The 26,368-nt window shown below is 69.3% G+C and carries 25 protein-coding genes; 15 read left to right on the top strand and 10 right to left on the bottom strand.

What is annotated here, in order from left to right; all coding sequences use genetic code 11:
• Positions 1-8: 8 nt before the first annotated feature.
• The 8 genes from ACIOJD_RS06650 (at position 9) to ACIOJD_RS06615 (ending at position 10,241) form a co-directional block, all read left to right on the top strand.
• Positions 9-797 (top strand): redox-sensing transcriptional repressor Rex, encoded by a 789-nt coding sequence (locus ACIOJD_RS06650; RefSeq protein ID WP_401908788.1) that lies wholly within the window; start codon positions 9-11, stop codon positions 795-797.
• Complete coding sequence (locus ACIOJD_RS06645) at positions 794-2,149, top strand: glutamyl-tRNA reductase (protein ID WP_401908785.1); 1,356 nt, start codon at positions 794-796, stop codon at positions 2,147-2,149. The genes ACIOJD_RS06650 and ACIOJD_RS06645 overlap by 4 nt, the downstream gene beginning before the upstream one ends.
• The gene (hemC, locus tag ACIOJD_RS06640) at positions 2,146-3,141 is read left to right on the top strand and encodes a hydroxymethylbilane synthase (protein ID WP_401908783.1); all 996 of its coding nucleotides are present in this window, start codon (positions 2,146-2,148) and stop codon (positions 3,139-3,141) included. The genes ACIOJD_RS06645 and hemC overlap by 4 nt, the downstream gene beginning before the upstream one ends.
• On the top strand, positions 3,138-4,799 hold the full coding sequence (locus ACIOJD_RS06635) for a uroporphyrinogen-III synthase (protein ID WP_401908781.1): 1,662 nt from the start codon (positions 3,138-3,140) through the stop codon (positions 4,797-4,799). The genes hemC and ACIOJD_RS06635 overlap by 4 nt, the downstream gene beginning before the upstream one ends.
• 222 nt (positions 4,800-5,021) lie before the next feature.
• Entirely contained in the window at positions 5,022-6,017 is a 996-nt protein-coding gene (gene hemB / locus ACIOJD_RS06630) for a porphobilinogen synthase (protein ID WP_401908778.1), read from the top strand.
• A 154-nt stretch (positions 6,018-6,171) separates the two neighbouring features.
• On the top strand, positions 6,172-7,122 hold the full coding sequence (locus tag ACIOJD_RS06625; RefSeq protein WP_401908776.1) for an STM4015 family protein: 951 nt from the start codon (positions 6,172-6,174) through the stop codon (positions 7,120-7,122).
• Positions 7,123-7,185: 63 nt separating this feature from the next.
• Positions 7,186-8,364, top strand: a complete 1,179-nt coding sequence (locus tag ACIOJD_RS06620) for a hypothetical protein (RefSeq protein ID WP_401908773.1) — start codon at positions 7,186-7,188, stop codon at positions 8,362-8,364.
• A gap of 392 nt (positions 8,365-8,756) precedes the next feature.
• Positions 8,757-10,241, top strand: a complete 1,485-nt coding sequence (locus ACIOJD_RS06615; protein WP_401908770.1) for a helix-turn-helix domain-containing protein — start codon at positions 8,757-8,759, stop codon at positions 10,239-10,241.
• A gap of 9 nt (positions 10,242-10,250) precedes the next feature.
• Here ACIOJD_RS06615 and ACIOJD_RS06610 read toward each other — a convergent pair whose 3' ends face one another.
• The 4 genes from ACIOJD_RS06610 to ACIOJD_RS06595 form a co-directional block, all read right to left on the bottom strand.
• On the bottom strand, positions 10,251-11,051 hold the full coding sequence (locus tag ACIOJD_RS06610; protein WP_401908767.1) for an alpha/beta fold hydrolase: 801 nt from the start codon (positions 11,049-11,051) through the stop codon (positions 10,251-10,253).
• Positions 11,052-11,101: 50 nt separating this feature from the next.
• Positions 11,102-11,926 carry a rhamnogalacturonan acetylesterase gene (locus tag ACIOJD_RS06605; protein ID WP_401908764.1) on the bottom strand — a complete coding sequence of 275 codons (825 nt, stop codon included), beginning with the start codon at positions 11,924-11,926 and terminating at the stop codon, positions 11,102-11,104.
• Positions 11,927-12,036: 110 nt separating this feature from the next.
• Positions 12,037-12,276: a DUF397 domain-containing protein gene (locus ACIOJD_RS06600; RefSeq protein WP_401908762.1), complete on the bottom strand. Its 240-nt coding sequence runs from the start codon at positions 12,274-12,276 to the stop codon at positions 12,037-12,039.
• Positions 12,273-13,058, bottom strand: a complete 786-nt coding sequence (locus tag ACIOJD_RS06595) for a Scr1 family TA system antitoxin-like transcriptional regulator (protein ID WP_401908759.1) — start codon at positions 13,056-13,058, stop codon at positions 12,273-12,275. The genes ACIOJD_RS06600 and ACIOJD_RS06595 overlap by 4 nt, the downstream gene beginning before the upstream one ends.
• Before the next feature lie 155 nt (positions 13,059-13,213).
• Between ACIOJD_RS06595 and ACIOJD_RS06590 the strand changes: the two genes are divergently transcribed.
• Positions 13,214-13,738 (top strand): ATP-binding protein, encoded by a 525-nt coding sequence (locus ACIOJD_RS06590; protein WP_401908757.1) that lies wholly within the window; start codon positions 13,214-13,216, stop codon positions 13,736-13,738.
• Positions 13,739-13,828: 90 nt separating this feature from the next.
• On the opposite strand, the gene ACIOJD_RS06585 is transcribed toward ACIOJD_RS06590, so the two are convergent.
• Entirely contained in the window at positions 13,829-14,527 is a 699-nt protein-coding gene (locus ACIOJD_RS06585) for a hypothetical protein (protein ID WP_401908755.1), read from the bottom strand.
• A gap of 269 nt (positions 14,528-14,796) precedes the next feature.
• Between ACIOJD_RS06585 and ACIOJD_RS06580 the strand changes: the two genes are divergently transcribed.
• From ACIOJD_RS06580 to ACIOJD_RS06565, 4 genes are all read left to right on the top strand, one after another.
• Positions 14,797-15,528: an N-acetylmuramoyl-L-alanine amidase gene (locus ACIOJD_RS06580; RefSeq protein WP_401908752.1), complete on the top strand. Its 732-nt coding sequence runs from the start codon at positions 14,797-14,799 to the stop codon at positions 15,526-15,528.
• Positions 15,529-15,706: 178 nt separating this feature from the next.
• On the top strand, positions 15,707-15,958 hold the full coding sequence (locus tag ACIOJD_RS06575) for a hypothetical protein (RefSeq protein ID WP_401908749.1): 252 nt from the start codon (positions 15,707-15,709) through the stop codon (positions 15,956-15,958).
• 351 nt (positions 15,959-16,309) lie between these two features.
• Positions 16,310-16,756, top strand: coding sequence for a hypothetical protein (locus ACIOJD_RS06570; RefSeq protein ID WP_401908747.1), 447 nt, complete (start codon positions 16,310-16,312; stop codon positions 16,754-16,756).
• Positions 16,680-17,405 (top strand): DUF4291 domain-containing protein, encoded by a 726-nt coding sequence (locus ACIOJD_RS06565; protein WP_401908745.1) that lies wholly within the window; start codon positions 16,680-16,682, stop codon positions 17,403-17,405. Before ACIOJD_RS06570 ends, ACIOJD_RS06565 begins: the two co-directional genes overlap by 77 nt.
• 292 nt (positions 17,406-17,697) lie before the next feature.
• Here the strand turns inward: ACIOJD_RS06565 and ACIOJD_RS06560 are convergent, their stop codons facing one another.
• Together ACIOJD_RS06560 and ACIOJD_RS06555 are read right to left on the bottom strand one after the other, a co-directional pair.
• A complete protein-coding gene (locus ACIOJD_RS06560; RefSeq protein ID WP_401908742.1) occupies positions 17,698-18,915 on the bottom strand; it encodes a phosphatidylserine/phosphatidylglycerophosphate/cardiolipin synthase family protein in 1,218 nt (405 codons plus the stop codon).
• A 291-nt stretch (positions 18,916-19,206) separates the two neighbouring features.
• On the bottom strand, positions 19,207-19,335 hold the full coding sequence (locus tag ACIOJD_RS06555) for an LPFR motif small protein (protein ID WP_401790168.1): 129 nt from the start codon (positions 19,333-19,335) through the stop codon (positions 19,207-19,209).
• A 273-nt stretch (positions 19,336-19,608) separates the two neighbouring features.
• Here ACIOJD_RS06555 and ACIOJD_RS06550 point away from each other — a divergent pair, with 273 nt between their 5' ends.
• Positions 19,609-19,779, top strand: a complete 171-nt coding sequence (locus tag ACIOJD_RS06550) for a hydrophobic protein (protein ID WP_401908739.1) — start codon at positions 19,609-19,611, stop codon at positions 19,777-19,779.
• A gap of 29 nt (positions 19,780-19,808) precedes the next feature.
• On the opposite strand, the gene ACIOJD_RS06545 is transcribed toward ACIOJD_RS06550, so the two are convergent.
• Positions 19,809-20,408 carry a hypothetical protein gene (locus ACIOJD_RS06545; RefSeq protein WP_401908737.1) on the bottom strand — a complete coding sequence of 200 codons (600 nt, stop codon included), beginning with the start codon at positions 20,406-20,408 and terminating at the stop codon, positions 19,809-19,811.
• Between the two features lie 326 nt (positions 20,409-20,734).
• The gene (gene argS, locus ACIOJD_RS06540; protein ID WP_401908735.1) at positions 20,735-22,537 is read right to left on the bottom strand and encodes an arginine--tRNA ligase; all 1,803 of its coding nucleotides are present in this window, start codon (positions 22,535-22,537) and stop codon (positions 20,735-20,737) included.
• A gap of 137 nt (positions 22,538-22,674) precedes the next feature.
• Between argS and lysS the strand changes: the two genes are divergently transcribed.
• The gene (gene lysS, locus ACIOJD_RS06535) at positions 22,675-24,456 is read left to right on the top strand and encodes a lysine--tRNA ligase (RefSeq protein WP_401908734.1); all 1,782 of its coding nucleotides are present in this window, start codon (positions 22,675-22,677) and stop codon (positions 24,454-24,456) included.
• Positions 24,457-24,554: 98 nt separating this feature from the next.
• Here the strand turns inward: lysS and ACIOJD_RS06530 are convergent, their stop codons facing one another.
• Positions 24,555-26,156, bottom strand: coding sequence for a DUF2637 domain-containing protein (locus tag ACIOJD_RS06530; protein ID WP_401908733.1), 1,602 nt, complete (start codon positions 26,154-26,156; stop codon positions 24,555-24,557).
• Positions 26,157-26,368: the final 212 nt, after the last annotated feature.

The following is a 26,368-nucleotide window of genomic DNA, read 5'->3' as shown; positions in this document are numbered from 1 at the left end:
GGAGCACCGTGGCAACTGGCCGAACTCACCGACCGGCGACCCGTAGCCGAGGAATCCCCGAGGCCACCGTCGCCAGGCTCCCGCTGTATCTGCGGGCGCTGACCGCCCTTTCCGAGCGTTCCGTACCCACGGTCTCCTCCGAGGAACTCGCGACCGCCGCCGGGGTCAATTCCGCGAAGTTGCGGAAGGATTTCTCCTACCTCGGTTCGTACGGGACCCGCGGTGTGGGTTACGACGTCGAGTACCTCGTCTACCAGATCTCCCGTGAGCTGGGGCTGACGCAGGACTGGCCGGTCGTGATCGTCGGTATCGGTAACCTCGGCGCCGCCCTCGCCAACTACGGCGGGTTCGCGTCCCGCGGCTTCCGGGTCGCCGCGCTGATAGACGCCGACCCCGCGATGGCCGGCAAGCCGGTCGCCGGGATGCCGGTCCAGCACACGGACGAGCTGGAGCGGATCATCAGCGACAACGGCGTCTCGATCGGGGTCATCGCGACCCCCGCGGGCGCCGCCCAGCAGGTCTGTGAGCGGCTGGTGGCCGCCGGTGTGACCTCGATCCTCAACTTCGCGCCGACCGTACTCACCGTGCCCGACGGGGTGGACGTCCGTAAGGTCGACCTCTCCATCGAGCTTCAGATCCTCGCCTTCCACGAGCAGCGCAAGGCCGGCGAAGGGGCCGCGGCGCAGGCGGCCATGCCGCCCATCGCGCGCGACAGCGCCGTCGAGGCCGCGGCGGACAGCGTCGCCGCGAGCCGGAAGGGACCCGACGGGGACGTTCCCGCGGTGATGCCGGCATGAGTCTTCTGGTCGTCGGACTGAGCCACCGCAGCGCGCCGGTGAGTGTGCTGGAGCGTGCCTCGCTCACCACTGACGCGCAGGTCAAGCTGTTGCAGGACACGCTCGCCGCCGAGCCCGCGGCAGAGGCCGCGGTCCTCGCCACCTGCAACCGCATCGAGCTGTACGCCGACGTGGACAAGTTCCACGCCGGTGTCGCCGAGCTGTCCACGCTGCTGGCCCAGCACAGCGCGGTCAGCCTGGAGGAGCTCACCCCCCATCTTTATGTGCACTACGAGGACCGGGCCGTCCACCACCTCTTCTCGGTGGCCTGCGGACTGGACTCGATGGTCGTCGGCGAGGGCCAGATCCTCGGGCAGATCAAGGACGCGCTGGCGCTGGGGCAGGAGCTCCACACCGCGGGCCGGCTGCTCAACGACCTGTTCCAGCAGGCGCTGCGGGTCGGCAAGCGGGCCCACAGCGAGACCGGGATCGACCGGGCCGGACAGTCGCTCGTCACCTTCGGGCTGGAACAGCTCGCCGGTGGTACGGCCGTGGAGGCCTGGGCCAAGGGCAAGCGGGCGCTGGTGATCGGCGCGGGCTCGATGTCCTCGCTGGCCGCCGCCACGCTGGCACGCGCCGGAGTCGAGGAGATCGTCGTGGCCAACCGCACGGCCGCGCGCGCCGAGCGGCTCGTACAGATCCTGACCGAGCCCGGCGGTACCGGCGTACGCGGGCGGGCCGTCGACATGTCCGTCCTGCGCGACGAGGTGACCCGTGCGGACGTCGTCGTGTCCTGTACGGGCGCGACCGGCCTGGTACTGACGGCCGACGAGGTCGAGGCCGCGCGCCACGGCCGTACGGCCACGCCCGCGCTGCTCGACCTCGCCATGCCCCGCGACATCGACGCCGCCGTGCACCGCCTGGCCGGGGTCAGGTTCGTGGACATCGAGTCGCTGGCCGAAGCCTCCGCCGACGCTCCCATGGCGGCCGACGTCGACCAGGTGCGCACCATAGTCTCCGACGAGGTGGCGGCCTTCGGCGCCGCCCAGCGCGCCGCTCACATCACACCGACCGTGGTCGCGCTGCGCGCCATGGCGGCGGATGTGGTGAGCAACGAGGTCGCGCGCCTCGAAGGCAGGCTCCCCGATCTTGACGAGAAGCAGCGGGCCGAGGTCACCAGGACCGTGCGCCGCGTTGTCGACAAACTCCTGCACGCGCCCACCGTGCGGGTCAAGCAGCTGGCCAGTGAACCCGGCGGCGCCGGGTACGCGGACGCGCTGCGAGAACTCTTCGACCTCGACCCGCAGACGGTCGCAGCCGTCAGCCGGGCCGACCTGAATGACACCGACGGTGTAGGCAGAGGGCGAGTATGACCGAGAGAGCACTGAGGCCCGACAATGCGCCGACGACCGAGAAAGCGCTGAGGCTCGGCACGAGGCGCAGCAAGCTCGCGATGGCCCAGTCCGGCAACGTGGCGGACGCGGTACGTGAGCTGACCGGCAGGCCGGTGGAGCTGGTCGAGATCACCACGTACGGCGACACCTCCCGCGAGCACCTCGCGCAGATCGGCGGTACGGGCGTCTTCGTCACCGCGCTGCGTGACGCGCTGCTGAGCGGGGAGGTCGACTTCGCCGTGCATTCGCTGAAGGACCTCCCGACCGACCAGCCGGACAACCTGACGCTGGCCGCCGTGCCGGTCCGCGAAGACGCGCGGGACGTGCTGATCGCACGCGACGGGCTGACCTTCGAGCAGCTGCCCGACGGTGCCCGGGTGGGTACGGGGTCGCCGCGCCGCATGGCACAGCTCAACGCCTACGCGCGGGGTCACGGCCTGACCATCGAGACCGTACCGATCCGGGGGAACATCGACACCCGCATCGGGTTCGTCCGCAGCGGGGAACTCGACGCCGTCGTGCTCGCCGCCGCCGGACTCCACCGCATCGGCAGGACCGACGAGGTGACCGAGTTCCTGTCGGTCGACACCGTCCTGCCGGCCCCCGGCCAGGGGGCCCTGGCTGTCGAGTGCGCCGCGGTCAACGTGGACCTCGCCGCCGTGCTCGCCGAGCTCGACGACCCGTACACCCGGGCCGCCGTGACCGCCGAGCGATCCCTGCTCGCCGCCCTGGAAGCCGGCTGCAGCGCACCTGTGGGTGCGTTCGCCGACCTGCTGGCCGACGGACAGGTTGTCAACGAAATGCGCCTGCGCGGCGTCGTCGGCACGACCGACGGCTCGACGCTGGTGCAGCTGTCCACCACCGGTCCCGTACCCACGTCGCACGGCGACGCCATCGCGCTCGGTCGCGAACTCGCGTCCGAGATGCTCGCCAAGGGTGCGGCCGGTCTTATGGGGGAGCGAGCACTTTGAGCCCCACCACCTCTGACCTTCCGGCCTGCTCCGCATCGGGGCAAGTCACCTTCCTCGGTGCCGGCCCCGGTGATCCGGGCCTGCTGACACTGCGCGCCGTCGAGGCGCTCGCGGGAGCGGACGTACTGATCGCCGAGCCTGATGTGCTCGATGTCGTACGGAGTCACGCCAGGGCGGGTGTGAGCACCCCGGCGCTGACGGTCGTCGACGAAGCGTCAACAGCCGCCGGAATTCCCGCGATCCGGGATGCCGCCAATCTTGTCATGGAGGCCGCGCGGGGCGGCAAGCGGGTGGTCCGTGCGGTCACCGGCGACCCCGGGCTGGACGGCGACGCGGGCACGGAAATGCTCGCCTGCGCCACCGCCGGCATCCCCTTCGAGGTCGTCCCCGGCATCGCCGCCGCGGTCGGTGTACCGGCGTATGCCGGGGTGCCGCTGCGCGATGCCCAGGGCGCGGACGTCCGGTTCGTGGACGCCAGGACGGCCGGCGAGCGCTGCTGGACCGAGATCGGCGCGAGCGACGGCACGGCCGTGGTCTCCACCACCCTGGACTCGGTGGCCGCGGCCGCCGGTGAACTGGTCGCTGCGGGCCGCAAGCCCGACACCCCGATGACCGTCACCGTGGCCGGTACGACCACCCGCCAGCGCACCTGGAACGCCACGCTCGGCACCATCGCGCAGGTCCTCAAGCAGGCCAAGGTGCTGCCCTCCCCGGAGGGGCATCAGCCCGCGATAGCCGTGGTCGGGGAGCGCAGCGCGGCGGCGCAGCGGGACCAGCTCGCGTGGTTCGAGTCCAAGCCGCTGTTCGGCTGGAAGGTCCTCGTACCGCGCACCAAGGAGCAGGCCGCCTCGCTCTCCGACCAGCTCACGTCGTACGGCGCGGTCCCGCACGAGGTCCCGACCATCGCGGTCGAGCCGCCCCGTACACCCCAGCAGATGGAGCGCGCGGTCAAGGGCCTGGTCACGGGCCGCTACGAGTGGATCGCCTTCACCTCGGTCAACGCGGTCAAGGCGGTGCGGGAGAAGTTCGAGGAGTACGGGCTCGACGCCCGCGCCTTCGCCGGGATCAAGGTCGCCGCGGTGGGCGAGCAGACGGGCGCCGCGCTGGTCGACTTCGGGGTCAAGCCCGACCTGGTGCCGTCCGGCGAGCAGTCCGCCGCCGGGCTGCTGGAGGACTGGCCGCCGTACGACCCGGTCTTCGACCCGATCGACCGGGTGTTCCTGCCGCGCGCGGACATCGCCACCGAGACGCTGGTGGCGGGCCTCATCGAGCTGGGCTGGGAGGTCGACGACGTCACGGCGTACCGCACCGTGCGCGCCTCGCCGCCGCCGGCCGAGACCCGCGAGGCGATCAAGGGCGGCGGCTTCGACGCGGTGCTCTTCACCTCGTCGTCGACCGTGCGGAATCTGGTCGGCATCGCGGGCAAGCCGCACAACGTGACGGTGATCGCGTGTATCGGCCCCGCGACGGCGAAGACCGCCGAGGAGCACGGCCTGCGCGTCGATGTCCTCTCGCCGGAGCCGTCGGTGCACCGGCTGGCCGAGGCACTGGCCGCGTTCGGTACGCAGCGCCGCGAGGCGGCGAAGGAGGCGGGCGAAACGGTCACCCGCCCCAGCGAGCGCCGTCCGGGCAGCCGCAGACGCCGTACGACGACCTGACCGGAGCGCTACCTCTTCGACGGACCGTGCGGTCCGGCTGCCCCGGCGGCCGGACCGCACGGCCGTTTCCGTCGCCTTTCCGGCCGGGGTCCCGGTCTTTCCGGTCTCGGTGTCGGTAAGGGCGCGGCGCGGGCGGGGCTATGGTCGAAAGTGGTCCGACGGCCTTGCCGGACCCCGGGCCCCGGCGCCCGAGGACGCAGAAGACGCAAGAGGCGACTGACGATGACTGTGCATGGATCCTTTCCCGGCTCGCGGCCCCGGCGGCTGCGGGTGAACCCCGTGATGCGCCGGATGGTGGCCGAGACCCGGCTGCACCCGGCGGATCTGATCCTCCCCGCGTTCGTACGGGAAGGGATCAGCGCCCCCGTCCCCATCTCCACGATGCCCGGCGTCGTCCAGCACACGCTGGACACCCTGCGCAAGGCGGCCGTCGACGCGGCCTCGGCCGGGGTCTCCGGGATCATGCTCTTCGGCGTTCCCGAGGACGCCAAGAAGGACGCGACGGGCACGGCGGGCACGGACCCGGACGGGATCCTCCAGGCCGGAATCCGCGCGGTGAGGTCCGAGGTCGGCGACGACCTGGTCGTCATGTCCGACCTGTGCCTGGACGAGTTCACCGACCACGGCCACTGCGGTGTGCTGGACGCCGAGGGCCGGGTCGACAACGACGCGACCCTGGAGCGCTACGCCGAGATGGCCCAGGTCCAGGCCGACGCGGGCGTCCATGTGGTCGGCCCCAGCGGCATGATGGACGGCCAGGTCGGCGTGGTCCGCGACGCGCTCGACACGATCGGGCGGGAGGACGTGTCGATCCTCGCGTACACGGCGAAGTACTCGTCGGCGTTCTACGGCCCCTTCCGGGAGGCCGTCGGCTCCTCGCTCAAGGGCGACCGCAAGACCTACCAGCAGGACCCGGCCAACCTGCGCGAGTCCCTGCGCGAGCTGGCGCTCGACCTCGACGAGGGCGCCGACATGGTGATGGTCAAGCCGGCGCTGCCCTACCTGGACGTCCTGGCCAGGATCGCCGCCGAGGTGGACGTACCGCTCGCCGCGTACCAGATCTCCGGTGAGTACGCGATGGTCGAGGCGGCGGCCGAGAAGGGCTGGATCGACCGCGACGCGGCGATCCTGGAGACCCTGACCGGCGTCAAGCGCGCGGGCGCGAACATGATCCTCACCTACTGGGCGACCGAGGCGGCGAACAAGCTCAGCCGCTGAGGCGCCGCCCGCCTCCCGTACCCGTATGCCCGTCTCGTGGGAATTCCCGTACACGAGACGGGCATTGGCGCGTACGGGCCCGGGGGCGCTGTCAGTGGCTGGTGGTAGAACGTGGCGCACCGATGCCGGAACCCAGCACCTCGGGAGCCACCACTTGTCGCACGTCGAGCACGTCCAGAATTTCTACGGATTGCCCGTATTAACCGTTCCGCCGTACACCCCCGCCACGCTGCTGCCCGACGCCGCCTCGGTCGCCTGGCGCCTGGCGACCGGGCAGGGCACGACCGACGAGGACTACGAGGTCTGCTGGGACCGCTTCACCAGCACGGTGGAGCTGGAGAAGGTACGGGCGCTGGTCCTCGGCCACGGCCTGCACTACATGCCCGACGACAAGCTCATCGAGCTGAGCGACCGGCTGACCGGTCTCGAAGCGCTCTTCCTCTCCGATCTGGAGGACGAGGAAGAGATGATCTCCACGATGTACCAGTCCGATCTCGCGCCGCTGCTGGAGGCGTTCCCCGGTCTGCGGGAGCTGGCCGTCCGAGGCGGAGAGGGGCTGGACTTTCCCGTGACGGGGCACGCGGGGCTGCGCTCGCTGCGGGTCGAGTCCGGCGGGATGCCGCCCGGGGCGGCGGAGAGGATCGCCGCCGCCGATCTGCCGTCGCTGGAGCGGCTGGAGTTGTGGCTGGGCGACGACAACTACGGGGGCGGCACCACGGTCGAGCAGCTCGCGCCGCTGCTCGCGGGTGAACGCAAGCCCGCGTTGCGTCACTTGGGGTTGCAGAACAGCCCGATCCAGGACGAGCTGGCCGCCGCGGTGGCCTCCGCGCCGGTCGTGCCCCGGCTGACGTCGCTGAGCCTGTCGATGGGCACGCTCTCCGACGAGGGCGCGGAGGCGCTGCTGAACGGGCAGCCGCTCACCCACCTCCACGAACTCGACCTCTCGCACCACTTCCTCAGCCACGACATGATGCTGCGGATATGGACGTCGCTGGAGCCCGCGGGGGTCCGGGTGAACCTGTACGGGAGGAACGACGAGGAGGAGCCCTACGACTGGGACGACGAGGACGATCACGACGGCCGCTACATCGCGGTGGCCGAATGATCACCGGGCGCGATCCGCGCTGTTCCCGTCCCCCGTACCCGTACCGCCTCCGAAAGGTCTGTCATGTCGAACAGCCCTGAGTCCCAGGACCCGGAAGACCTCCGGATCACCCGTTTCGACCTGCCGGGGATCTCCCGGGTGAAGCCCGGTCAGCCGGTGCCGTACGGGCATGTTCTGTACGGTGCGGCCACGGTGGGGTGCGCTCCCGCCACGATCGTGTCGAGGCTGACCGCGCTGGGTTACGACGACATCGAGCTTCCCGGGGGCCCGCTGCCTCTCACGGCCGACCGGGACGACGTCCTGCTGCTCAGGACGGAGGAGTACAACCCCAGGTGGCACGGACTCGGCGACCCCGTGTCGCTGCTGCACATACTCGCGGCGGCGGGGCGGCACGGCCGCAGCCCCGCCCACGCGGCGCGCCGGGTGACCGCCCTCGGTTACGTGGTCCCGGCCGGCCACGCGCTGCCCGAGACCCCGGACAGCCGGGACATCATGCTGATCCGTGGGAGCGGCAGGGGTTCCGGCGACTGGCTGGACTGGGGCGGGGAGGTGTCCGTACACCATGTGCTCGAAGTCGCCGGGACGCTGAGTCGCAGCCCGCACGCCGTCGCCAGGCGTCTGGTCGCGCTCGGTCTGAGGCTCCCCTACATACCCGAGCCCGACGACGAGCGGATCCTCAAGCACCGGGAGGGGGACGCCGCAGGTCGTTGCTGGCTCGGCCGGTACTCCCAAGCGCCCGTCGGGCATGTCCTCGCCGTCGCGCGGGACACGCGCCGAAGCCCGGCGGACATCGCCGCCCGGCTGAAGGAACTGGGCCTGGGTTCTCCGGTTGTCCTGCCGGACACCGTGGAGGCGGACGACCTGCGCGTCCTCAGTGAGCGACTCGATGGTCGGCAGCCCTGGTTGGAGAAGAGCCACGTCGGGGTGCGGTTGCGGCACATCCTGCGCGCGGCCCTCGTCACGGGGCGGAGCCCGGCGGAGATCACCGAGAGGCTGGCCGCGCTGGGGTATCCGCCGCACGAGAACGCGAAGGTGCCCGAGGTCGCGGACGCGGAGGACATCCGGTTGCTGGAGGCGCTCGACCGCTCGTTCATGGACAACGTCCACCTTGAGCATGTGCTGCGCTGCGCGAGCTTGACGGGCAGGAGCCCGGCGGATGTCGCGGGGCGGCTGACGGCCCTGGGCTACCGGCTGCCCGACGAGGTGGACTACCCGGAGGTGTGCGGCGCGTTGCGCCGGTGATGACGGGGATACGCGGGTCGCGCGGGATGACGTGAGGGCGTACGGCGGGGGACGGTGACCCTGGTGGCGCTCGCCGCCCCTGGGCGGGGCGGCGTGCGCGGTCAGGGCAGTGGCTGTCGGTTGATGATCGAGATGACGATCACTGTGCAGGTGATCAGCACGGCGACAGCCACTGCGTCGACCAGGCTGATGCGGATTCGGGTTCGGATGACTGCTCCCCGTTCGGCCGGTGCTGCGCTCACCCTGCGCCTCGGTGCGAGGCGACCGCAATCGGCAGGGGACAATGGGGGAAGCTGGAACGCCTGCGCATGGTCTGACCTGGGGAGATGTCCTGCCCCCGGAACGCGTTCCTGGGACGGTCCAGATGAGGGGCCCTAGGAGGGGAACGACAGGTGGCGACCACCGAAGCCGAGGCTTTCGCGCGATTGCTGAGGGATCTGAAGGGGCGTTCGGGGCAGAGTTACGGAGTCCTCGCGGGCAAGCTCCACGTGAGTACGTCCACGCTTCACCGGTACTGCAACGGCGACGCCGTGCCCGCCGAATTCGCCCCGGTCGAGCGGTTCGCGCGGCTGTGCGGTGCGAAGGGCGAGGAGCTTGTCGCCCTGCACCGGCGGTGGATTCTGGCGGACGAGGCACGCCGCCGGGCACGGTCGGCCGCGCCGTCCGCCACCGATGCGACCTCTGCCGCCGACACGACTCCTGCCGTCGACACGACTGCCGCTGGCACGACTCCCGCCGTCGACACGGCCCCCGCCGTCGAAGCAACCCCCGCCGTCGACACGACCCCTGGCCCCGAGACGACCGCCGCCGCCGTGCCTGCCGAGGGCCCGGACCCCGATGGGGCGAAGGCCGGGCAGGCCGACTCTTCGGCGCCCGATCCGAGTACCGACGTAACCGTCACCGCAAAGGGCGATCCCCGCGCGCCCGCTACTCGCCCCGGACGCAAGCGACTTGCCCTCGCTGCCGCCGCCCTGGTCGCCGTCGTAGCCGTGTCCGGCGCCACCTTCGGGGCCTGGGGCGCGCTGACTGACGACGACACGTCCGTCAGCGCGAAGGATGTGGGCGACGGCGCTCAGGGGGAGGGGCCCGCCGATCGCGTTTCGCCGTCACCGACACCGTCGCGTAGCGGGAAGTCGCCGTCCGCGTCCGCCTCTTCGTCCGCCTCCGCTTCGCCCTCCGGCGGTGCGAAAGGCGGTGCGAACCCGTCGGGACCGGCCGCCGGGAGCAAGGCGCCCGGGGCCGGCCGTACCTCCGGCGGCGAGGAGGCGCAGAGCGGCGCGGTGCCGGTGACGGTGGCCACGCGGCCATACGCGTTCGCGGACCCCTGCGGCCCGCACTATCTGGTGGACAGTCCGCCGGAGGAGGTTCCTCCGCCACCCTCGGAGCAGGACGCGCCCGGCTGGGTCGGCGCGCTCGGTGGCGTCCCGGCGGGAGATCAGTTGCTCGAACTCACCTTGCAGGGAAGGACGAGCGAAACGGTCGTCCTCCAAGGGCTTCGCGTACGCGTGGTGAAGAGCGGTGCCCCGCTCGCCTGGAACGTCTACGGCGGGTTCTCCGCCTGCGGCGGCGACGTCTCCACGAAGTCCTTCGACGTCGATCTGGACGCGGGCCATCCCGTCACCGTGCCGGTGGCCGGGCAGCGGGGCTTCCCGTACAAGGTGAGCGAGTCGGATCCGGAGGTCTTCTACGTCACCGCGAACGTCTCGACGCGGGACGTCAGTTGGTACCTGGAGCTGGAGTGGTCCAGCGGCGACCGGCGCGGCACGCTCCGCGTGGACAACAACGGACAGCCCTTCCGTACGAGCGGATCACAAGGCCGACCGACGTACAGCTACCCGATCGGTGGTCCCGAGTGGCTGAAGGAAGAGACGGGCTGACGCGCGGGGTCACGTCCGCACCGCCGCCGTCACGGCGGCGGGGTTGTCCCGGTAGACGGAGTGGCCCGCTCCTTCCACGACCGACCAGTGGAAGTCCGGTTTGATGCTCTGGATGCGGCGGCCCTCCCCGGCGGTGAAGGCGGGGCCGTGGAGAGGGTCGGCGGCGAGCACGGTGACGGGGTGCGGATACGTGGCCAGAGTCTTCTCGTACGACCACGGGGCGTTGCCCCGCAGGAAGGTCTCGACCACGTACGGCGTCGTCCGGCGCGCGGCCTGCGCCTTCAGATACGCGTCCTCGGGGTGCCAGCGCGGGTTCTCCCTGAGCATCTCCTCCGGGTCGGCGTCCCGCACCTCGGCGGAGATCGAGCGGACGAAGCCCTCGACCGCCTCCTCCCGCACGGTGATGACGGGGTCGAGCAGCAGAAGCCGGCCGGCCCAGCCGTGGTCGGCGCTCGCGGCGGCGGTGGCGACGAGACCGCCCAGGGAGTGCCCGACGACGAGATCCCACGCCGGTGTTCCGTGCGGCTGAGCGGGCGGCCGGAGGAGCAGCACGTCGGCCACGAACCCGTCGATGTCATAGCGTCGGGTCCGTGGCGCGAGCCCGTGCCCTCGGAGGTCGGGGGCGGTGACCGACCAGCCCGCTTCGGCGAGTTCGTCCGCCACGTGCCACCAGCAGGCCGCCGCAGAGGTGAGACCGTGGAGCAACAGGACGCGCCGGGGCGCGTCCTGTCGACCCCAGTGCAGGACGGGCAGTTGTACGGGCGTGTGTACGGGTGTGTGTACGGGTGTGTGTACGGGTGTGTGATCCATCGCGCCATCGAAGCACGGCGCCGTGGCATACGGGATGCGGGACGCGGGATTCAGAGAGCGGCGGGCTTCACTTCCCCGGACAGCGGCAGCCCGAGCTTGGACACCGCCTGTGCGACGAGGCGTGCCATCTGGGTGGCGCCGTTCTGCTGGAAGTGGGTGTCGTCCGAGACGCCGTTCGGGAAGTTGGGGTACTGGCCCGGACTCAGCCAGAGGAAGAGCTTCTTCGACGGCTCGATGCCGACGCCGTTCAGATACGTACGGCTGAGCGCCGACAGATCGACCAGCGGGGCTCGCTCTTCGGCGGCGACGGCCTTGGCCGCGTCCACGTACGCGGGGAACGAGACGTTGAACTGGCCCGTGGAGGCGTTGTACGAGCGCCGGGACACAGGCGTGACGACGACCGGCGTCGCGCCGCGCGAACGCGTGGCGCGGATGTAGTCGTTGCGCAGGTATTCCTTGTAGTCGGCGGGCGAGGTGTAGCGCTCGGCGTTGCCGATGGTGGCGTCGTTGTGCCCGAACTGTACGAAGAGGTAGTCGCCCGCCTTGATCACCTGGTGGATCGCGGCGAGACGGCCCTGCTCGATGAACGAGCGCGAACTCCGGCCGCCGATCGCGCGGTTGGCGACCGTGATGTTCGAGGTGAAGAACCCGGGGAGCATCTGACCCCAGCCCGCCTGCGGGTAGAAACTGGAGTTGTACGTCTGGGCCGTGGAGTCGCTGGCGATATAGAGCGTGCCGGTCGCGAGACGCGGCGCCGCGCTCGCGGTACCGGGGAGGCCGAGGGTACTGGCCGCGCCCGCGCCGAGCGCGGCGGTGGTGCCGAGGAGGAAACGTCTGCGGCTGGGGTTGGGGCTGCTGGGACTGGTGGGGGGCATCCGGAACTCCTGACGAGAGTGTGGGGTGGAGCTGTCGTCAGCCGGATGTCGCCGCCGGGGGCGGAAAGGTTGCGGGGTTTACGTGATCGGTTTGGCCGCGATCGACGTGATCAGTTGGCCGCGTACGCCGTGAAGTCGGCCCAGGCGGCGGGTGCCAGGGCGAGGGCGGGGCCGGTGGGGTTCTTGGAGTCGCGGACGTGGACGGTGTGGGGGCAGGTGGCTACCTCTACGCAGGCGCCGCCCTGCTCGGTGCTGTAGCTGGACTTGTGCCAGTCGTAGGCTACTTCGAGGCAGTCGCCGCCCTGTTCGGTGCTGTAGCTCGACTTGAACCACTGAAGTGCGGTGTTCATTGCTCTCCCAGGAGACGGTCCAGCAGGCCCCTGGAGTCCTCGGGGGTGAGGGCCTGTGCCCGCAGCATCGCATATTTGCGGGACATGGTGGACACCCTGTCGAGGTCGGAGACCCAGTGGCTGCCCTGCTGGGACTCGGCGTAGGCGAGGTGCTGGTGGTCGGGTGTCTCCAGCACTACGAAGGGGCCGCTGATCCCGGCATGGGACGGACGGTCCAGTGGCAGGATCTGCAGTGAGAGGCCTGGTAGTTCGAGGCAGGCGCGCAGGTGTTTCAGTTGGTCAACGTAGATTTTGGGACCGCCCAGAGGGAACCGGAGAGCTGGCTCCCAGACAACGAAACTGAGCGTCGGGGGGACCTTGCGTTGCAGGATCTCCTGGCGCTCCATACGAGCTGCGGTCTTGGTTTCGATCTCGTCTTCGTCGAACGCGGGAACGCGGGTGCCGAAGATTTCCCGCATGTACGCCTCGGTCTGGAGCAGTCCGGGGATCACCTGGTTCTCGAACCACGACAGGGAGATCGCCTCGCGCTCGTGGTCCACGTACTCCTCCGCCCACTGCGGGAACTGGTCGATCTCCGGCATGTTGTCCACCCCGACCGACAACACCCCTTTGGTGTCGAGCAGTTGATCCAGCGTCTCGGCGAGGTCCGCCTTCAGCGGGCGTCTGCCCTGCTCGATCGACGCGATGGTCTCCTCGTCCGCGACCACGCGTTCGCCGAGGGAGCGCTGCGTATAGCCCGCCGCCCGGCGAAAAGCCGCCACTTGCGCGCCCAGCAACTTCATCGCTGAGGCATTCTTCTTCCGGGGACGTTTCCTGGGGTTCATGCTCGTCCAACTCCCCACATCTGCGCGTACTTGATCTCACGTAACCCCGTACACGAGATTTGTACGGGTTCGCTCGCTGCTCAACCCTAGTCACGCTCCGCGACGATCGTCCCGTGAATGAGACAACTCGACCCCCGGTTCTCCGGGAGAGGTTCTTCCGCCGTGATCGCCGGTCCATCCCCGCAGCCAGGGAGTTCACCCACTGGGCTCTGGTCGACTGGGGCCTGTCCGTGGGCACTCGCGCGGATGACGCGTTGCTGTGCGTGAGTGAGCTGGCCACCAATGCCCTGGTGCACGGGGTGCCGCCCGGTCGTGGGTTCCTGCTGTGTATGCGGTACGACGGTGACGTACTCCGTATCGAGGTGCACGACAGCGGCGGTGGCGTCCCGGAGGTCGGCGAAGCGACGGAGGCGGACAGGGACGACGAGGGCGGGCGTGGGCTGTTGCTCGTCGCGGCGTTCGCCGACAAGTGGGGCGTGAACGAACGGCAGCCCGGCAAGGTGGTGTGGTGCGAGTTCGCGGTGCGGGATGACGGTGACGACGAGGTGCTGCGGGCCGCGTTGATGGTGTACACGGACGAATGCCTGCGGATCGGCGTCGCGCCTGGGGACGTACTGCCGGGCGTGGGGCAGGTGTGACGTGGGGCAAATAAGACGCGGACGGGCGGGCCTCCGTGACCGGTGCGATCGGTCGCGGAGGCCCGCCCGTTCTGTGCGATGTGGGTGTGATCAGGAGCTGAAGGGAACCGCGTCCGCCGGGTTGGTGTGCCAGTTGGTGACGATCGGCTTGTCGACGTTGACCGGGTTGACCGGCAGGGACTCCGGGTTCGGGTCCTCCTGGTCGACGGCGACGATGAGGTGTTCGAACTCGACGCCGAAGTCGTTGTTGGTCGTCTTCGGGTTCATCCCGGCGTAGGCGGTGGTCTTGCCGCTCAGGGTGATCTCGTCGCCGACCGCCTGCTCCGCCGGGCCCGCCTCGATGCCGCCCGAGCCGAAGGCCACGACCGGGTACGTGCCGGGCAGGGTGCAGGTGATGCCCGGCTTGGCCTTGGCGATGATCAGGATGTAGCCGCCGGCCTGGCTCTCTTCCCGGGTGCTCCAGTTGATGTCGTTGGCGCCACAGGCCTGCCCGACCTCGGCACGCTCGCCGTTGCCGACATCGGCGCCGGAGCCTCCCGCGGTTCCCGTGCTGCTGGTGCCGCCCTGGGCCTTCGTGCCGGAGTCCTTGGCGTCGCTGCTCTGTCCGCTGTCGGCGGCGGACGAGTCGGACGTGCCGGAGGCGCTGGCGGTGTTGTCGGAGGAGGACGAAGAACCGTTCAGAGAAGAACCAGACTTCGCGGCACCGGTGTCCGAGCAGGCGGTCAGCGACAGGGCGGCGGCGAGGGCGGTGGCGGCGAGGGCGGCGCCCCGGAGGCGGTTCTTGCGCATGGTTTCTTCTCTTCCCGTTGTGTGTGGAGCGGTGCTTGGAGCCGTGCTTGGAGCGAACTGGTCACAGCTTTCGGCCTGCCCGGTCCGGGCCGCAAGCTTCGACGGGGAGGTCGGGACGCCGGAACGGCGGAATGCCATCTGACCTGCGAAAACAGCAGCTGCCTGGAACGGTGGTACGGGATGGTCGGCGGGCCGCCGGGCCGCCGCCGTTCACCCGACTGGCCGCGTACAAGCGCCCGCGCGGCGGGAGCGGGCCGCACGCTGGGCCCATGTGGCCCCGCAGGCTCAAGCTGGCGACAGCCATCTGGTCCGTGGCTGTTCTGGTGACGTGCGCCGCGCCCGCGCAACGTGCGCCGCTCCCACGGCACCACCAGGCCGCTGCCTTTCCCGCCGCGCCGCGTCCCGCCATCGTGGGGCGGCAGGTGTGGCGTGCGGATGAGAAGGCAGTACGGGAGAAGCCCGTGTACACCGGGTCCGTACAGGCGGTGTTCCTGCACCACACCCTGCACTCCAACAACTACGACTGCGCGGCCGATGTGCCCGCCATGCTTCAGTCGATGGAGAAGCACCACATCGACGACATGGGGTGGGACGACCTCGGCTACAACTTCGTCGTGGACCGCTGCGGAACCATCTACGAGGGGCGGGCCGGTGGGGTGGACCTGGCGGTGAAGGGGTCGCACACCAAGGGGTTCAACGCCCGGAGCGTCGGTATCGCGGCTCTCGGGCACTTCGAGGAGGGGCAGGAGGTCCCGCGCCCCATGCTGCGGGCGATCGCGACCCTGGCGGCGTGGAAGCTCCGCCCGGGGGTGGACCCGAAGGGGCGGACGCGGATGGTCTCCAGCAGCGGTGAGAGCCGGTATCCGAAGGGGACGCCGGTGGAGCTGAACGTGATCTCGGGGCACCGGGACGAGTACGAGACCACGTGCCCCGGTGCCGCGCTGTACGAGGCGTTGCCCTGGCTGAGGGAAGAGGCGGCGCGGCTGCGGGGAGCGCGCTGAGCCGGCGGGGGGACGGGCCGATCTCGGAAATTTTTGCCGCAGCGTGAACTTCCGACGCGGAGTTTGCATCTCAACTCATGAGTCGCGTGCGCAAAGCTGATGGCCTTCTGGTCGTGGCGCCTCTGCGGAGGAACTGTGCGCGAGACGTTCGAAGTTGGCTCTCCCAGTTGGAGGAACGATGAAGTCCTTGCGCTCTCGTATGGGTGTCGGCCTCGCGGTCGCCGCTGCGGCGGTCGCTGTGCCGCTGACCGCCACCACTGCTTCCGCGACGCCTCCTCCGGGTGACGGCTGGGTCATTTCCGGTGGTTGGAAGTACCCGTCGAAGGAGGCGTGCGAGGCCGAGGAGCTGCCGTACGCCCAGCAGAACGGTTACAAGGAAGTGTGGTGCGACGGGGAGCCCAACACCGTCTACCAGATCTGGGTGCGCTGACCGGTCGCCGTTCGGCGGGGGACCGCTCCCGCTGATCCTCGATCCTCTGCCGCTGCCGCGAAAGCCCGCTGCCCCTCGGCGACATGCCGGGGGGCAGCGTGCTGTCCTCTTCGCGCGCCCGCGCACCGGGGGTTGGGACCCTGACGCGCCGGGGGAAGTCTTTGTCGGCCCGTACGCTGATCCCGGATCAGGACGAGTGGTCCAAGAAGGGTGATGCTGTCCACGATGATGCATAGCAGCAAGAGTGTGGCGGACGAATTTCAGCGACTGCGAAATCGCCCGAGCATCGCATCCGCACCGCCCGTCCTCTCTCTATTTCTCGTTGACACATGCGGTGACCCCGCCGAGTATGTGGAACGTCTGCGTTCGATTCTTTCTCCCGCTTTGCGGCTGGGCTGCACGGCGGATTTCGAGGCGGACAGCCTCCCTGTTGACGATCTTCCGGACTGGTTCGTCGCCGTGAGTTCCCCGGACGGGGAGCGGGCCCCCGACTTCGCGAGGAACGGCCGCGACGGCTACACGGATCGCACGGCGGGCCGACCGTGGGAGCTGCAGAACTGGCTCTACCGCTTCGACCCCGACGAGGACTCCAGGGGGTGGGAGTGGTGGGACATCACGCAGGCCGGACCCTCCCGCGTTCATGTGTGGGTGGACAGTTGGGGAGAGTCCTTCTTCGGCTCCCAGGACCTGCTCTGGGCCGCCTACGCGGCCGGCGCCCTGCATGTTGACGGCCCCACCATCAAGAGGTCCGCCGCTTGGGCGGCAGAGGTCGCGGACGGGAATTTCGATGCACCCTGAGCCTGAGACGATGCAGCCTGAGCCTGAGACGATGCAACCTGAGCCCGAGACGGAGCGGCAGCAGCGACGGGTGAGGGCCGTCTACGGGGAATCCAGCATCACGGTGTACCAGGCATACCCGCGGGAGATCGCGGAGCGTGCCGTGGAGGCAGGGACCTTCGTGGCTCCGTTCAAGAAGGAGCGGATGACCTGGATCAAGCCCTCTTTCCTGTGGATGATGTACCGATCGGGGTGGGCCACCAAGCCGAACCAGGAGCGTGTGCTCGCCGTGGAGATCACCCGAGCGGGTTTCGAGTGGGCACTGGATCACTCGTCACTGAGCCACTTCGATCGTCAAGTGCACGCCGACAAGGGCGCCTGGATGAAAGAAGTCAAGGAGAGCCCGGTGCGTGTCCAATGGGATCCGGACCGGTCGCCGTCCCTTGCTCCGCTTCCCACGAGAGCGATTCAGATCGGCCTCTCCGGAGAGGCGGTAGAGCTTTACGTACACGACTGGATCATCGGGATCGACGACGTCACCGATCTCGTCCGCTCCATTCACTCCGACATGTGTGACGGACAAAGCTCGGACGCCGCCCCAAAGACCCCACAAGAGCGGGAATATCCGCTTCCGGATCAGATCCGGCGGAGGATCGGGGCGGACGGCTGACAGTCCAGCCGCAGATCGTGATCCGCTGCGCCTCCGGCGGGTTGAGCCGTCGACACCCATACATCCCGCTCGGTGACGAGCCGTTCCAGAGCTTCGCGCTTACGCTCCGCCGTCTGGCGGCGAACGAGTCCCGTGGTCTCCATGAGGACCGACCCTGGCCATGCGGGCGCGAAGCGCGCCTGAGGCGCAGGACCTACTCCCCGCGACCGATGAACCCCAGCGCGGATCGCGGTTCCCGGTCGCCGAACGCGACCGAACGGCAAGAATCGGCGACTCTCGTTGGGGAAGCGCCCTACAGGAACCGGCGGATGGGCAGGACGGCTGCTTCCTTCGTACGTTGTATCGCCGAACGGCCCTTCCAGCGGCGCCCGTCGATTGGTTCACTCACCGCCAGGTCGTCCTCGAAGTGCCGGTCCAGCGTCGCGGTGAACGGCTCGTCCAGGACCGCGAGCATGACCTCTTCATCGTGGTCGAGCGATCGGCGGTTGAAGTTCGTCGACCCGATCAGGGAGGCGACCCGGTCGACTGTGATGATCTTGGCGTGCATCATGGTCGGCCGGTATTGGTAGATCTTGATGCCGGAGGCCGCCAGTTCCTCGTAGTGGTGCTGGCCGGCGAGTTGGGAGACGCGTTTGTCCGTGTGCGGGCCCGGCAGCAGGATCTCCACCCGCACCCCACGGCGGGCGGTCGCACACAGCAGCTTGACGAAGTACGGATCCGGCGAGAAATACGCCGTGGTCAGTCGCACGCGTTCCTGGGCGGACTCCAGCATGACGCGGATCAGGGTCTGCATGTCCTGCCAGCCGAAGCTCGCCGACCCTCGCACCACCTGCACGACCGCGTCGCCGTGCCGGGAGTGCTCGATGAAGCGGTCCCGCTCGTCGAACAGTTCGTCGTGACACTCCGCCCAGTTCTGGGCGAACGCCGCCGCGATGCCGTCCACGGCCGGACCATGCACCTGGACGTGCGTGTCCCGCCATTCGCTCTCGTCGCGTGCGTTGCCGCACCATTCCTCGGCGATACCCACGCCGCCGGTGAACGCTGTTTCCTCGTCCACGACGAGGACTTTTCGGTGGCAGCGATGATTTTGTTTGAAAGGCGAGAGGTGAAGAGGCTTACGGAACCAGGCGACCTGCACGCCCGCCCGTTCCATGGCTTCCAGTTGATCCTTTTCGATCAGCCTGCTGCCGAAGCCGTCCAGCAGCAGCCGCACCCGCAATCCGGCGCGGGCCCGCTCGGACAGGGCCTCGGCGAACCGGTGGGCTATGTCACCTCGCCAGTACACGAACGTCATCATGTCCACGGTGTGTTCTGCGGCACTGATTCCCGTCAGCATCGCCGCGAAGATCTCATCCCCGTTACGGAGCGGAACGAGCGAATTCCCTTCAGTGGCCGCGATGCCGATCAGCCGCTCCAGCCGGCGCCGTATACGTCGCCCTCGCTCTGCGGTCTCCGCCCTGGTCGGCTCTGTCGGCACGGGATCCTGCTGCCGGTCTCGTGTGCTGGTCATTCCGCCACCTTCCGAAAGTGAAGTGGCAGAGCCGCGAAAATGCGGGAGATACCTGCCGGGGGAGGGAACTGTACCGGTGCCTGGACGGAGGTGGCACCAGATATCCACCCGGGCTGCCGCCGTATCCAGAGGTACGGATTTACTGGCCGTCGCCGATCGGGCGGCCGGAACGTCCACCCACCGGTGGAGGGCGGCCCGTACGGGCCGCCCTCCACCGGTTCGTTCACATCGAGGCAAAATATGGGCAAAACCGGAGCCCGCATCATGAGGGCCCGCTGCTTGCCCGCCTGCTCAGTGGCGGCCGTGTGCGCTGTCGGAGGCTCCACCGAAGAGCCGGGCAATGGCCCGGAACGGAAGAGTGACGACGGTGGCGATGGCTCCGCCGATGGCGCGGAATACGTCTGCGATGGCCTTGAGCATGCGATCCTCCTGCAAATTTGCCCAGCCCTGCCGGGCGAGGTGCCGCTGTGCGGCCGTCCACATCCCCTGCCCCCGAAAAAACTCCGAAAACAAAATCGCACTCATGGCTTCATTTATCAGGGATCCCACTGAGGAGCAAATCACTGATGCCGTCCCGCCGAAAGTCAAATTAAGTGACACGGAACCCTGTTTTTGGAGGACTCGAAGAAAACTTACGGTTTTCTGATTGAGAGGAGTGTGGCAGGGCACGAGACTGCTCGGAGGTCGATAACTATGGTTCCCCTACTTCTCGTTCTGCTTCTCGCCCTGATTCTCTTCGGTGCCGGGTTCGCCCTGAAAGCCTTGTGGATCGTCGCGGTGATCATCCTCGCCGTATGGCTGCTGGGCTTCGTGAAGCGGTCCGCCGGCGCTGGTGGAAAGCGAGGCCGGTGGTATCGCTGGTAGTCGAACGGCAAGCGATACCGCGCGGGTTATTAGGTAGCACTGTCTCCGGGTGCGGCAACGGATTTCGTTGCCGCACCCGGACTGCGTTTTGGCACCAGGTGCCCAGGGGCGTCGAGCCAGAGGTGTTGCCCGGCGGGGGTGACGGTGAGGCCGTACCGGGTCCGCTCCGGTGATCCGGCGTCCTCCCACCATGCGTACGCGGCCTCCACCTCGGCCCAGAGCCTGCGGGGGCCGTGCTGCCGCAGCCGGAACTCGGTGGCGCCGGGGACGTAGTCGACGCAGGCCCAGGCGCCGCTGGTGTGGTCGGCGAGCCAGAGGGTGAACTCGCCGTCGGGGCCGTGGCCGACGCCGTAGCGGCAGTCGGGGACCAGGACGCCCGCCGTGAACGCCGCGTCCTCGTTACCGAAGACGCGGCGCGGGTCGAGCCCGGTGCGTGTGGTGGTGGCCCGGTGCCGGTCGTGGTCCTGGACGGTGGCCATGAAATAGCCGCCCTCGCCACGGATCCAGATGCGGTCGGGGATGAACCGCCTGCGGTCGACCCGGACGAACGCCTCGCGCCATGCGGGCGTGAGGTGGCCGGCCTGGGTCAACTGCTGGGCGAGGGCGGCCGGAGAGCTTTCCCCGCTCACTTCTTCAGTGTTTCCGGACGCTTCGGATCGGCCGGAGGGATTGGCTTGTCCGGCTTGTGGCCGTCGCTCTCGGCTGTGTCGGGTTTGCCGCTGTGACTACCGCTCATGGTGTCTCCTCGCACATGGCAGTGACTTACTGTCACTGAAATGTACGGGAGGGTGACGGGCGGTGGGGAGGGGTGTTGTGGGGCAGTGGTGGCACGAGGGAGCGCGGGAGGCGCCAGAGGTGCGATCGCGCGCCCTTCGCCAGACCGCGTGACCGTCCACCCCGCCCCTGGCCAGGGCCTGACCCCGCCCCCCCCGGGCTGCGGGGGCGGGATCAGGCTCTACAGGCGCTCGGGCGCCCGGATGCCCAGCAGGGACAGGCCCTGCCGCAGCGTGCGGGCCGTGATGTCGCACAGGAAGAGGCGGTTCTCGACCAGCTCCGGTGCGTTCTCGTCGCTCAGTACATGGCACTGGTCGTAGAACGTCGTGTAGAGCGACGCCAGTTGGTACAGATACGCCGCCAGCTTGTGCGGTTCGTAGCCCGTCGCCACCTCCGCCAGGACCTCGCCGAACTGGTCCACGTGCAGGCCCAGCGCCCGCTCGGCCGGGGCCAGGGTCAGCTCCGGGTGGGCGACCGCCTTCGCGTCGCCCGCCTTGCGCAGGATCGACTGGATCCGGGCGTACGCGTACTGGAGGTAGACCGACGTGTCCCCGTGCAGCGAGACCATCTGGTCCAGGTCGAACTTGTAGTCCCGGACCGCCGATGTCGACAGGTCCGCGTACTTCACGGCGCCGATACCGACGTACCGGCCGTTCTCGGTGATCTCCTGCTCGCCGAGACCGGCCTTCTCGGCCTTTTCCCGTACGACGGCCGTCGCCCGCTCGACCGCCTCGTCCAGCAGGTCCTCCAGCCGTACGGTCTCGCCCTCACGGGTCTTGAACGGCTTGCCGTCCTTGCCCAGGACCGTGCCGAACGCCAGCTGGACGGCCTTGACCTCGTCGTTCAGCCAGCCGGCCCGCCGGGCGGTCTCGAAGACCATCTTGAAGTGCAGCGACTGGCGCGCGTCGACCACGTACAGCAGGGTCGTCGCCCGCAAGTTCTGCACCCGGTCGCGGATCGCGGAGAGGTCCGTGGCCGCGTAGCCGTAGCCGCCGTTGGTCTTCTTGACGATCAGCGGGACCTGGTTGCCGTCCGGGCCCTTCACATCGTCGAAGAAGACACAGAGCGCGCCCTCGGAGCGGACCGCGACGCCCGTCTCCTCCAGGATCCGGCAGGTCTCCTCCAGCATGTGGTTGTAGCCGGACTCGCCCACGATGTCGGGGTCCTGGATCTCCATGTCCAGCTTGTCGAAGACCGAGTGGAAGTAGATCTTCGACTCGTCCACGAACCGCTGCCACAGGTCCAGCGTCTCCTTCTCGCCGGCCTGGAGGGCCACCACCCGGTCGCGGGAGCGCGCCTTGAACTCCTCGTCGGAGTCGAAGACCGCGCGCGAGGCCTTGTAGAGCCGGTTCAGGTTGGACATCGCGGTCTCGCCGTCGATGGCGTCGGTGTCCGCGCCGGTTCCGCCGTCGCCGCTCTGGTGGTCCAGCTCGTGCGGGTGCTCGATCAGATACTGGATGAGCATGCCGAACTGGGTGCCCCAGTCGCCGATGTGATGGCGCCGGATCACCTTCTCGCCCATGAACTCCAGGATCTCGACCATCGCGGCGCCGATCACGGCGGACCGCAGATGCCCGACGTGCATCTCCTTCGCCACGTTCGGCTGCGCGTAGTCGATGGCGGTCGTGCCCGTACGCTCCGCGTGCGGGACACCGAGCCGGTCGTCGGCGGCGCGCGCCGCGAGGGTCTCGATGATCGCCCGGTCCGTGACCGTGATGTTCAGGAAGCCGGGGCCGGAGACCTCGATCTCCTTGATCAGGCCGTCGGAGTCCGTCGCGGGGAGGGACGAGACGACCTGGGCCGCCAGCTCGCGCGGGTTGCCCTTGAGCTTCTTCGCGAGCGCCAGGATGCCGTTGGCCTGGTAATCCGCGCGGTCGCTCCGTCGCAGCAGCGGGTCGGCGGAACCGGCCTCCGGCAGTGCTGCCGAGAGGGCGTCCGCGATGCGCTGATCGACGGTCGAGGCGAGGGAAGTGACCGGGGCCATGGGCTGGTGCCGTTCCTGTTGGGTGCGGAGAGAAGTCCCGCCCAGTATCCCATGCGGTAACAAGCCATTTTCGCTCTGCCGGAGGTACCTGGGACAATGGCATCCGCCGGATTTGTAGGCGTACAAGAAAGAAGGACGTGCCGATCGTGGCTCCGAGCACCGAGACCGACTGGGTCTCCCGTTTCGCTGACGATGTCATCGCCGAGTCGGAGCGACGTGCGCCCGGCACGAAACAGCCATCCGCATCCTCTTCCGGTGCCGGCACCGCGATCGTCATCGCCTCCGGACTCTCCCCCTCCGGCCCGATCCACCTGGGCAACCTCCGCGAGGTCATGACCCCGCACCTGGTCGCGGACGAGATCCGCAGGCGTGGGTACGAGGTCCGGCACCTGATCTCCTGGGACGACTACGACCGCTACCGCAAGGTGCCGGCGGGCGTCGCCGGTACGGACGCGTCCTGGGCCGAGCACATCGGCAAGCCGCTGACCTCGGTGCCCGCCCCGGCCGGATCCGCGTACCCGAACTGGGCCGAGCACTTCAAGGCCGCGATGACCGAGGCCCTGGCCGAGCTGGGCGTCGAGTACGACGGCATCAGCCAGACCGAGCAGTACACCTCCGGGGTGTACCGCGAGCAGATCCTGCACGCGATGAAGCACCGCGCGGACATCGACGCGATCCTCGACCGCTACCGGACCAAGGACAAGCCGGGGGCCACGGGCGGCAAGGGCAAGGGGCAGCAGAAGAAGCCCGAGGAGGCCGAACTGGAGGCCGCCGAGGGCTCCGGCGCGGCGGCCGAGGACGACGGCGGCGGCGCCGCCGGCTACTTCCCGTACAAGCCCTACTGCGGCGGCTGCGGCAAGGACCTGACCACCGTCACCTCGTACGACGACGAGACGACGGCCCTGGCCTACACCTGCGCGGAGTGCGGCTTCAGCGAGACCGTGCTGCTGAGCGAGTTCAACCGCGGGAAGCTGGTCTGGAAGGTCGACTGGCCGATGCGCTGGGCGTACGAGGGCGTGATCTTCGAGCCCTCCGGCGTCGACCACTCCTCGCCCGGGTCCTCGTTCGTCGTCGGCGGACAGATCGTGCGTGAGATCTTCGACGGCGTGCAGCCCATCGGCCCGATGTACGCCTTCGTCGGGATCTCCGGCATGGCGAAGATGTCCTCCAGCAAGGGCGGCGTGCCCACCCCGGCCGACGCGCTGAAGATCATGGAGGCGCCGCTGCTGCGCTGGCTGTACGCCCGCCGCAGGCCCAACCAGTCGTTCAAGATCGCCTTCGACCAGGAGATCCAGCGGCTGTACGACGAGTGGGACGCGCTGGAGCGCAAGGTCGCAGACGGCTCCGTACTGCCCGCCGACGCCGCCGCGTACGCGCGCGCCACCGGCACGGCGGCCGGGCCACTGCCCCGTACGCCCCACCCGCTGCCGTACCGCACCCTGGCCTCGGTCGTGGACATCACGGCCGGTGCCGAGGAGCAGACTCTGCGGATCCTGAGCGAGCTGGACCCGGCGCACCCGCTGACCTCGCTGGACGAGGCGCGCCCCCGGCTCGACCGCGCCGAGAACTGGATCACCAGCCAGGTGCCCGCCGAGGCGCGGACCATCGTGCGCGCCGAGCCCGACCAGGAGCTGCTGGGCTCGCTGGACGAGCAGGGACGCGAGTCGCTGCGGCTGCTGCTGGACGGTCTGGACAGCCACTGGTCGCTGGACGGGCTGACCACGCTCGTCTACGGAGTGCCGAAGCTGATGGCGGGCCTGGCGGCGGACGCCAAGCCGACGCCGGAGCTGAAGATCGCGCAGCGGACGTTCTTCGCGCTGCTGTACCGGCTGCTGGTGGGCCGGGAGACCGGCCCGCGACTGCCCACGCTGCTGCTGGCGGTGGGGGCGGACCGGGTACGGAAGCTGCTCGGCGCCTGAGAGACGGATTCCGGGCGGCCGGTTGTCTGAAGAGCAAGGGCCCCACCTCGTGCAACCGAGGTGGGGCCCTTCGCCATGTGCGTGTGGTGTGACCGGCGCTACGCGATGTTCTCGGAGGAATCCAGCTCCGACTGGTAGCGGTAGCGGAAGTCGCGCAGATACGGCCGGAGCGAACTCTCGCTCAGCGGACCGCCGGTGCGCCCGGTGATGCCGTACAGGTCCATCAAGTACAGCCCGAACTGGCGGCCGTTGGGGAAGTCGCCGTGCTCACTGACGTACTTCCGGAAGGCGTTGAAGTACGCCTCCTCGCGGGAGAGGTCGTCGGGGAGACCGGGGACGGGCAGCTCCTCCAACTGGTCCTGGCTGTCGGGCCGCGGCTCGAAGTGCTCGGGCTGCCCGAACTGTTGGGGCTGCCCGAACTGCTGGGGGCCGTACTGCTGCTGCTCCGGGGCCTGTTGGGGCTGCTGCTGTCCTTGTGCCGGTCCCTGTGCGTACGGGCCCTGAGCCGGGCCCTGCGCGTACGGGCCTTCCGTGCGCTGGCCGGGCACCACGCCGCCGAGCGGGCGGGAGCGGCCGGGGCCCGAGGGGATCATCACCGGCGTGGGCTCCAGCCCTTCGACGTACGTCGGGTTGTACGCGCCCTCGTACGCGCCCTCCGGCACCTGCGGCGCCGCGAACCAGGGGCTCGGGCTGTCCGCGGGCTGGGGCTGCGGTTGAGCCTGGTCCTGGTCCTGGGGGGTTGCCTGCGGCTGCTGCTGTTCCTGGGCCGGTTGCTGCTGTTGCTGTTGTTGTTGCGGCTGGGCCTGGGCTTGGTCCTGTGCGGGGGCCTGCGTCTGCGTCTGCTCGGGCTGAGGCTGCTTCACCAGGTTCGGTTTTTCCTGCGTCGGCGCCTGTGTCGGCGAAAGCGTCGGCGTAGGCGCCGGCGCCTGTGCCTCGTCCTGTGCTTCCTCCGAGGCCTGCCCCTGCGGGAGTTCGGCACGCGTGGGCTTGGGCGCGGGCGGCAGCAGCACCGGTTCGATCCCGGCGGCGGCCAGCCCGGAGGGCGCGGTGTCGGCGAGCGGTACGCCGTACTTCGCCAGCCGCAGCGGCATCAGCGCCTCGACGGGCGCCTTGCGGCGCCAGTTGCGGCCGAACCGGGCCTGGAGGCGCGACTGGTAGACCAGCCGGTCCTGTTCGATCTTGATGACCTGCTCGTACGAGCGCAGCTCCCACAGCTTCATCCGGCGCCACAGCTTGAAGGTGGGGACGGGCGAGAGCAGCCAGCGGGTGAGCCGTACGCCCTCCATGTGCTTGTCGGCCGTGATGTCCGCGATCCGGCCGACCGCGTGGCGCGCCGCCTCGATGGAGACGATGAAGAGGATCGGGATCACCGCGTGCATGCCGACGCCGAGCGGGTCGGGCCAGGCGGTCGCGGCGTTGAAGGCGATGGTGGCGATGGTCAGCAGCCACGCCGACTGGCGCAGCAGCGGGAAGGGGATGCGCAGCCAGGTGAGGAGGAGGTCGAGCGAGAGCAGGACGCAGATGCCCGCGTCGATGCCGATCGGGAAAACGATGGAGAACGTCCCGAAGCCCTTGGCCTCGGCGAGTTCGCGTACCGCGGTGTAGGACCCCGCGAAACCGATCGCGGCGATGATCACCGCTCCGAAGACCACGACCCCGATGAGTATCCGGTGCGTGCGTGTCAGTTGCATCGCGGCCACCCGCGATCCCCTCCCGTATTCGACCCCGTATGTCGCCGTGTGCGGACCCAACAGCCCGACAGCCGACGGGCACAGCCTGGCACATGTGTACGGACGCCGCCGTCGCGGGGAGCGGAGCCCGGTCGTGGGGGAGGACCGGGCTCCGTGGAATAAGGGGAGAAAACGACTCTCGGGCGGTGGGCTTCCGGTGGGGTTCGCCCTGGCTGCCCGAC

Source organism: Streptomyces sp. NPDC088116 (genome assembly GCF_044741745.1).
Taxonomy (GTDB): domain Bacteria; phylum Actinomycetota; class Actinomycetes; order Streptomycetales; family Streptomycetaceae; genus Streptomyces.
The sequence above is the reverse complement of the archived record's forward strand: the minus strand, read 5'-3'. Positions and strand labels throughout refer to the sequence as shown.